The organism is Micromonospora sp. NPDC047074 (assembly GCF_040643815.1).
Lineage (GTDB): Bacteria > Actinomycetota > Actinomycetes > Mycobacteriales > Micromonosporaceae > Micromonospora.
In genome coordinates, this window is sequence record NZ_JBEYVB010000036.1 from 64,222 (window position 1) to 70,609 (window position 6,388).

Genomic DNA, 6,388 nt, shown 5'->3' on the forward strand with positions numbered 1-6,388 from the left:
GGGCCCGGGCCGTGCAGGGCGTTCCCAGGCGGCACGCAGGGCGTTGCCAGGTCCGGGTGCTGCACTGGGAGGACGCCGAGGAGAGGAGCCGGGCATGGGCTGGTTCAGCCGCCGGTCGCGCGCCGCCGACGGGACCCCGACGAAGCTCGACCGCGAGGCGACCCGGGAGGACCTGGCGGCGCTGGAGGCGTTCGTCGCCAGCCGCCGCGGTGTGGAGTTCTACCTGGAACCGGAGACCACGGCGACCGACACCACAGTGGTCGCGATCGCCCACGACGGCGAGTGGATCCGCCGGCGCACCGGCTCGCCGCGCGTCGCCGGCTCGATCGCCCGCAAGCACGCGGTGCCGCTGTACGAGGCCGCCCGCACCGGCTACCCCGAGCGGATGCGGGCCTGGAACCGCGCCCACCCGGAGCGCCGCGCCCGCTGAGCGTGCGAGCCGTTGAGCGTGCGGGTCGTGGCGCCGGGGGGGGGCGGGTCGCCGGGCGGGCCGTGGCACTGGCGGGCCGTGGCACTGGCGGGCTGTGGCGCCGGGCGGGCCGGGTCGACCGGCGGGTCGGGGCCGCGCGCCTCAGCCGGTGACGACGCCGGCCAGGGCGAAGCCGGCGGTGGCGGCGGCGAGGCCGGCGGCCACGCCGCACAGCACGTTGCCCAGCGCGAGGAGCCGGCGCCCCCGGCGCGCCAGCCGCAGCGTCTCGTGGCTGAAGGTGGAGTACGTGGTCAGCGCGCCGCAGAAGCCCGTGCCGAGCAGCGCGCCGACGGCCGGGCCGACGGGCAGCCCGACCAGGAGGCCCAGCAGCAACGACCCGGCCACGTTGACGGTCAGCGTGCCCCAGGGGAAGGCGGTGCCGAGCCGGGCCTGCACCGCCCGGTCGGTGAGGTAGCGCAGGGGCGCGCCGACGGCCGCGCCGAGTGCGATCAGCAGCACGGTCACCGGCCGCCCCCGGGTTCCCGCGTACCGTCCTCCGGTGGGCCCTGACCGGGCGGCGCGGGCTCCGGTGGCGCCTGGGCCGGCGGGCAGTGGCCCGGCCGGGTGCCGGCCGCGGTCCGGCGGAGCAGCCGGTCGGTGAGGGCGTCGCCGAGCCAGACCGCGACCAGCGCGCCGACGAGGGTCGCCGCCAGGTAGCCCAGGGCCACCTCCGGGGCGCCGGCGGCGAGCGCCAGCCGCACGTCCACGGCGTACGTGGAGAAGGTGGTGTAGCCGCCGAGCATTCCCACGCCGAGGAACGGGCGCAGCAGCGGTCGACGGGCGCCGGCCCGGCCGAGTGCCGCCATCAGGACGCCGATCAGGAAGCACCCGGTCAGGTTGACGGTGAAGATCGCCCACGGGAAGCCGGTCGGGCCGTGCGGGAAGGCGTGCTGGAGCCCGGCCCGCGCCAGGGCGCCCAGCGCGCCGCCGGCGGCCACGGACCCGAGCACCGCGCCGGGGCGGGCGGCCAACTCGCCCCGGTCGGCGGGTACGCGCAGGTCGACGTCCGGGTCGATGCGCGGATCGGATCCGGTCACCGCTCCTCCCCACCGGTGTCACGGGCGGGGCCCGGTGCGCGCTGGTCAGCCTAGCGCCCGGCAGGGCGGCCGTGCGGTGGTCCCGGCGACCGGTCAGCGCACCCCGGCGACCGCGCCGTCGACGCCGCCCCGCCACACCGTGCCGACCTCGGTGAACCCGGCGGCCGTCAGCGCGGCCAGGTGCCAGGAGACCGGCGGGTTCCACTCCGGGCTGTGCCCGGTCGGGTAGATGGCGTGCCGCTGCGCGACGAGCGGGGCCAGGGCCGGATCCGCCCCCGCCCGCTCCCACCAGTCCGTCCAGGACAGCGCGGCCCCGGCGGCGTACCGGGCCGCCCGCCGGTCCCGGGCCCGGTCGAGCAGGCGTTTGCTGAGCTGCGGCAGCGCGTCGTCCGGCATGTGATCGGCGTTGACCAGGATCCCGCCCGGCCGCAGCAGGTCGCGCAGTTCGGCGTAGAGGCGTTCGAGCCGCTCCGCCGGCAACCAGTGCAGCGCGGTGGCGGTGAGGACGGCGTCGTAGTCGCGGTGGGGGAGCGCGGCGGGCCAGTCGGGCCGGCCGAGGTCGGCCGTGACGATGGTGACCCGGTCGCCCAGCGAGGCGTGGGCCAGGGCGAGCAGCGCCGGATCGAGGTCCACCAGGGTCACCTCGGCGTGCGGGAAGCGCCGGAGCGCCCGGTCGGAGATGCTGCCCGTGCCGCCGGCCAGGTCGAGCACCCTGAGTCGGCCGTCCTCGCGCACCGCGTCCACCGCGTCGAGCATGGCGGTGAACCGGTGCTCCCGGTCCGGCAGGTACGCCTCCTGCTGCCGGTCCCAGCTTTCCTGCCAGGCCGCGGCATCGGTGATGTAAGGAGTCATGCGTTTGAGGCTAGTTACGAAATCCGCATCCTGTCCAGACCCTGTTGCCAATAACTTGCAATAGCTGGCCCGGCCGGGAGAGTGCGCCCCGGGCCGCCGGTGGTGCCGGCGCCGCGGCGGCGTACGGTGCCGGGATCGGCGAGCGTGGCGGTCGAGGTGGCCGCCCCGACGAGACGGAGTGGTCGGTGGACGGGATGCGGCGGATCGTCGGCCAGCGGCGGGACGGCTGACGTGGCCGGGCGCAACGCCGCGTACGACATGTTCGCCGCCGACGTCGCCTCCCGTGGGCTCGGCATCGAGCTGGTGGACGCCGCCGACGGCGCGGCGGTGGCCCGGATGCGGGTGACCGGCGCGATGGTCAACGGCCACGCCATCGCCCACGGCGGGTTCGTCTTCCTGCTCGCCGACACCGCGTTCGCGTTGGCCTGCAACAGCCACGGCCCGGCCACCGTCGCCGCGGGCGGCGACATCACCTTCGTCCGCCCCGCCCGCGAGGGCGACCTGTTGACGGCACGCGCCACCGAGCGCACCCGGTACGGCCGCAGCGGCATCTACGACGTCACCGTCACCCGGGCCGACGGCGAGGTGGTGGCCGAGTTCCGGGGCCGGAGCCGCACCCTGCCGCCGACCGTCGACTGAGTCCCCGCAGCCGTCCGGGCCGCTCCTGCTCCCCGTGCCGGGGTGCGTGCCGGCTAGCATCGGCGTGGTGCGAGTGCTGGTGGTCTCCGCGCCGTTGATCGGGCACGTCCTCCCGCTGCTGCCGCTGGCCGCCGCGTTGCGCGAGGCGGGGCACGAGGTGCTCGTCGCCACCGCCGCCGACGGCCTGCGGGCGGCCCGGTCCGGGGTGGCGGTGCGCGACGTCGCCCCGCGGCTCGACTTCGGACGGATCGCCCGGGGCATCATGCTGCGGCACCCGCTCGTCGCCCGGGCCGAGCTGGCCGGCACGGCCGGCACCCGGGGCGCCGGGCTGCTCTTCGGCGCGGTCAACGACCAGCTCGCCGACGGGGTGGTCGCCCTCGCCGGGCAGTGGCGGCCCGATCTGGTGATCCACGAGCCGTTCGCGGTGGCCGGGGCCATCGCCGCCGCGACGCGCGGTGTGCCGGCCGTACGCCAGGAGAACGCCCTCTTCGACGGCGCCGAGCTGGCCCGGGCCACCCTGGCCCGGCTGGGCCCGGCCCTGCGCCGGCACGGCCTGACCGACCTGCCACCCCCGGCCGCCGCGATCGCCGTCGCCCCGCCCAGCCTGCGGCGTCAGGAGGGCTGGCCGATGCGCTACGCCGCCGACGCGGGCGGCGGCGAGCTGCCGGACTGGCTGCGCGAGCCGGGGGAGCGACCCCGGGTGCTGGTCAGCCGCAGCACCATCACCGGCCCCGGCGGCGCCGGCCCGATGCCGGCCGTCGTCGCCGTCGCCGACCGGGTCGACGCCGAGTTCGTCCTGGTCCGGCCGGACGCGCGGCTGGCCCGCCGCAGGCTGCCGGGCAACGTGCGTACCGTGGACTGGATCCCGATCTCCCGGGCGTTGCCGGCCAGCGCGGCGCTGGTCCACCACGGCGGCGCGGGCAGCGCCCTCGGCGCCCTGATCGCCGGGGTTCCGCAGCTGGCCACCGTCGGGGCGGGCGACCGGCGGCACAACGCCGAGCTGGTGGCCGCGCGCGGGGCCGGCATCGCGGCCCGCAGCCGCGACATCACCGCCGACACCCTGACCCGGCTCGTCACCGACACCGCGCTGCGCGACGCGGCGCGCCAGGTCAGCGGCGAGATCGCCGCCATGCCGGGGCCGACGGAGCTGGTGCGGCGGCTGGAGTCGTTGCGCTGACCACCGCGTGTCGTACCGGCCGGGCAGGATGTCCGCATGGGACACGTCGTGCTGTTGCATTCCGTCTACGGGCTGCGCCCCGCCGTGCTCGCCGCCGCCGACCGGCTGCGCGCCGCCGGCCACCACGTCGTCACCCCCGACCTCTACGGCGCGCCGGCCGTGGACACGATCGAGGAGGGCTTCGCCCTGCTCGACCGGGTCGGCGAGGCGGCCGTGCTGGGCCGGGCCCGGGCCGCGCTGCACGAGGCCCCGCCCGACGCGGTGCTGGCCGGGCTCTCCATGGGTGCCGGGATGGCAGGCGCGTTGCTGGGCGAGCGCCCCGACGCCGCCGCGCTGCTGCTGCTGCACGGTGCCGGCGGCGCCCCGGAGGCGGTCCGCCCGGGCCTGCCGGTGCAGCTGCACATGGCCGACCCGGACGAATATCCCCCGGAACCCGAGCTGGGCCGGTGGCAGCGGGCGATGGCCGGGGCGGGCGCGGACCTCAGCGTCCACCGCTATCCCGGGGTCGGGCATTTCTACACCGATCCCGACCTGCCCGACCACGACCCGGCCGCCACCGCCCAGACCTGGGACCGGGCGCTCGCCTTCCTGGCCGGCCGCTGACGGCTCCCCGAGCGGCCGGGCCCGTCAGCCGAGGCGGGCCAGGTCGTCGGGGGAGAGCCGGATCGCGCCCGCCGCCACGTTCTGCGCCAGGTGTTCCGGGTCGCCGGTGCCGGGGATGGCCAGCACGTGCGGCCCCTGGTGCAGTGTCCAGGCCAGCCGGATCTGGTGCGGGCTCGCGCCGTGGGCCCGCGCCACCGCCCGCAGCGCGTCGTCGTGGTCGTCGCCCGCGCCCGCCTCCCGGTGGGCGCCCGCGATCGCGAAGAACGGCACGAAGGCGATCCCGAGTTCGCCGCAGACCCGCAGCAACTCGTCGGCCCACCGGTTCACCTCGATGGCGTACGCGTTCTGCACGCACACCACCGGCGCGACGGCCCGCGCCTCGTGCAGGTGGTCCACCCGCACGTTGGACAGGCCGAGGTGCCGGATCAACCCGGCGTCGCGCAGCTCGGCCAGCGCGGCGAAACGCTCCGCCACCGAGTCCTGCCCCGGCCGCCGGACGATCCGCAGGTTCACCACGTCCAGATGGTCGCGGCCCAGCCGGCGCAGGTTCTCCTCCACCTCCCGGCGCAGCTCGGCCGGGGTGAGTTCCCGGTGCCGGGTCGCCTCGTCGAAGGAGGGCCCGACCTTGGTGGCGATGACCAGGTCGTCCGGGTACGGCGCGAGCGCCTCGCGGATCAGTTCGGTGGCGTGGCGGGGCGCCCCGGTGCCGACGCCGAGCGGTCCGCCCGGTGACACGTAGAAGGCGGCGGTGTCGATGTGGTTGACGCCGAGTTCGACCGCCCGACGCAGGACGCGGACGGCCCGCGCCCGGTCCGGGTCGGCGGTGAGCCGCATGGAGCCGAACCCCATCCGGCGTACGGTGCGGTCGCCGAGCGTCCAGGTGCCGGCGGCGGAGGCGGTGATCTCTTCGACTGGCATCGGGCGAACCTAGTCAACCGCAGCCGGCCCGCGCACTCGGTCCACCGCCCGATACCGGCCGCGCCCCTCGGCTGTTAGCTTGGATCGTGGGGGAGGCGTGCCCCGGAACTCACGCCGCCGTCGGTGCCCGCGGCAGGTCCCGCACCGGTTCCCGCCCGTGTCGTCCCCGTGGGCTCGCCCTGCCCGGCCGGGCGGCCGACAGGCCGATGCGACGGCCGGCGGGCTCGGCGCGGGCCGGGGCCCACCCTCGCAGGTCCACCACCCGCGCGGCACCGGCGCGTTTCACCACCCGCGCGGCACCGCCGCCCCCCACCACCCCCGGCGGCCCGGTCCGGGCCGGCCCGCCCGCGCCAGCCGGCACCGGCAGGTCGGCTGGCATCGGCAGGTCGGCCGGCATCGGCAGGTCGGCCGGCATCGGCACGTCGGCTGGCACCGGCACGTCGGCCGGCACCGGCACGTCGGCCGGCACCGGCACGTCGGCCGGCAACGGCGCATTGTCCAGCGTCGCTGCGTGGGCCAGCACCGGTGCGGCAGCCGGCACCAGCGCATCGGCCAGCGTCGACGCGCCGGCCAGCGGTCGCGCAACAGCCGGCGTCAGGGCGACGGGCGGCGTCGGCGCGACGAGTGCTGTGGCGATCCCGACCGGTGGTGCCGGCGTGGCGCCGCGGGCGGCCGGTGCCGGCGCGGTGGCGG

Annotated in this window: 8 protein-coding genes and 1 pseudogene; 4 read left to right on the forward strand and 5 right to left on the reverse strand. The window is 77.6% G+C overall.

Annotation, left to right across the window (positions count from 1 at the left end):
* Positions 1-94: 94 nt before the first annotated feature.
* The gene (locus ABZ809_RS28160; protein WP_357565633.1) at positions 95-430 is read left to right on the forward strand and encodes a hypothetical protein; all 336 of its coding nucleotides are present in this window, start codon (positions 95-97) and stop codon (positions 428-430) included.
* A 141-nt stretch (positions 431-571) separates the two neighbouring features.
* Here ABZ809_RS28160 and crcB read toward each other — a convergent pair whose 3' ends face one another.
* From crcB to ABZ809_RS28175, 3 genes are all read right to left on the reverse strand, one after another.
* Positions 572-934 (reverse strand): fluoride efflux transporter CrcB, encoded by a 363-nt coding sequence (gene crcB / locus ABZ809_RS28165; protein ID WP_357565634.1) that lies wholly within the window; start codon positions 932-934, stop codon positions 572-574.
* Positions 931-1,506, reverse strand: coding sequence for a CrcB family protein (locus tag ABZ809_RS28170; protein ID WP_357565635.1), 576 nt, complete (start codon positions 1,504-1,506; stop codon positions 931-933). The genes crcB and ABZ809_RS28170 overlap by 4 nt, the downstream gene beginning before the upstream one ends.
* 93 nt (positions 1,507-1,599) lie before the next feature.
* On the reverse strand, positions 1,600-2,358 hold the full coding sequence (locus ABZ809_RS28175; protein WP_357565636.1) for a class I SAM-dependent methyltransferase: 759 nt from the start codon (positions 2,356-2,358) through the stop codon (positions 1,600-1,602).
* Between the two features lie 258 nt (positions 2,359-2,616).
* Here ABZ809_RS28175 and paaI point away from each other — a divergent pair, with 258 nt between their 5' ends.
* The 3 genes from paaI to ABZ809_RS28190 all read left to right on the forward strand — a co-directional run bounded on the left by paaI (position 2,617) and on the right by ABZ809_RS28190 (position 4,777).
* Entirely contained in the window at positions 2,617-2,997 is a 381-nt protein-coding gene (gene paaI, locus ABZ809_RS28180) for a hydroxyphenylacetyl-CoA thioesterase PaaI (protein WP_357565641.1), read from the forward strand.
* A gap of 67 nt (positions 2,998-3,064) precedes the next feature.
* The gene (locus ABZ809_RS28185) at positions 3,065-4,174 is read left to right on the forward strand and encodes a nucleotide disphospho-sugar-binding domain-containing protein (RefSeq protein ID WP_357565637.1); all 1,110 of its coding nucleotides are present in this window, start codon (positions 3,065-3,067) and stop codon (positions 4,172-4,174) included.
* Positions 4,175-4,210: 36 nt separating this feature from the next.
* Positions 4,211-4,777, forward strand: a complete 567-nt coding sequence (locus ABZ809_RS28190) for a dienelactone hydrolase family protein (protein ID WP_357565638.1) — start codon at positions 4,211-4,213, stop codon at positions 4,775-4,777.
* Between the two features lie 24 nt (positions 4,778-4,801).
* Here the strand turns inward: ABZ809_RS28190 and ABZ809_RS28195 are convergent, their stop codons facing one another.
* Entirely contained in the window at positions 4,802-5,695 is an 894-nt protein-coding gene (locus tag ABZ809_RS28195) for an aldo/keto reductase (RefSeq protein ID WP_357565639.1), read from the reverse strand.
* 109 nt (positions 5,696-5,804) lie between these two features.
* Positions 5,805-6,388 (reverse strand): annotated as a pseudogene (locus tag ABZ809_RS28200) (hypothetical protein); the annotation flags it as partial.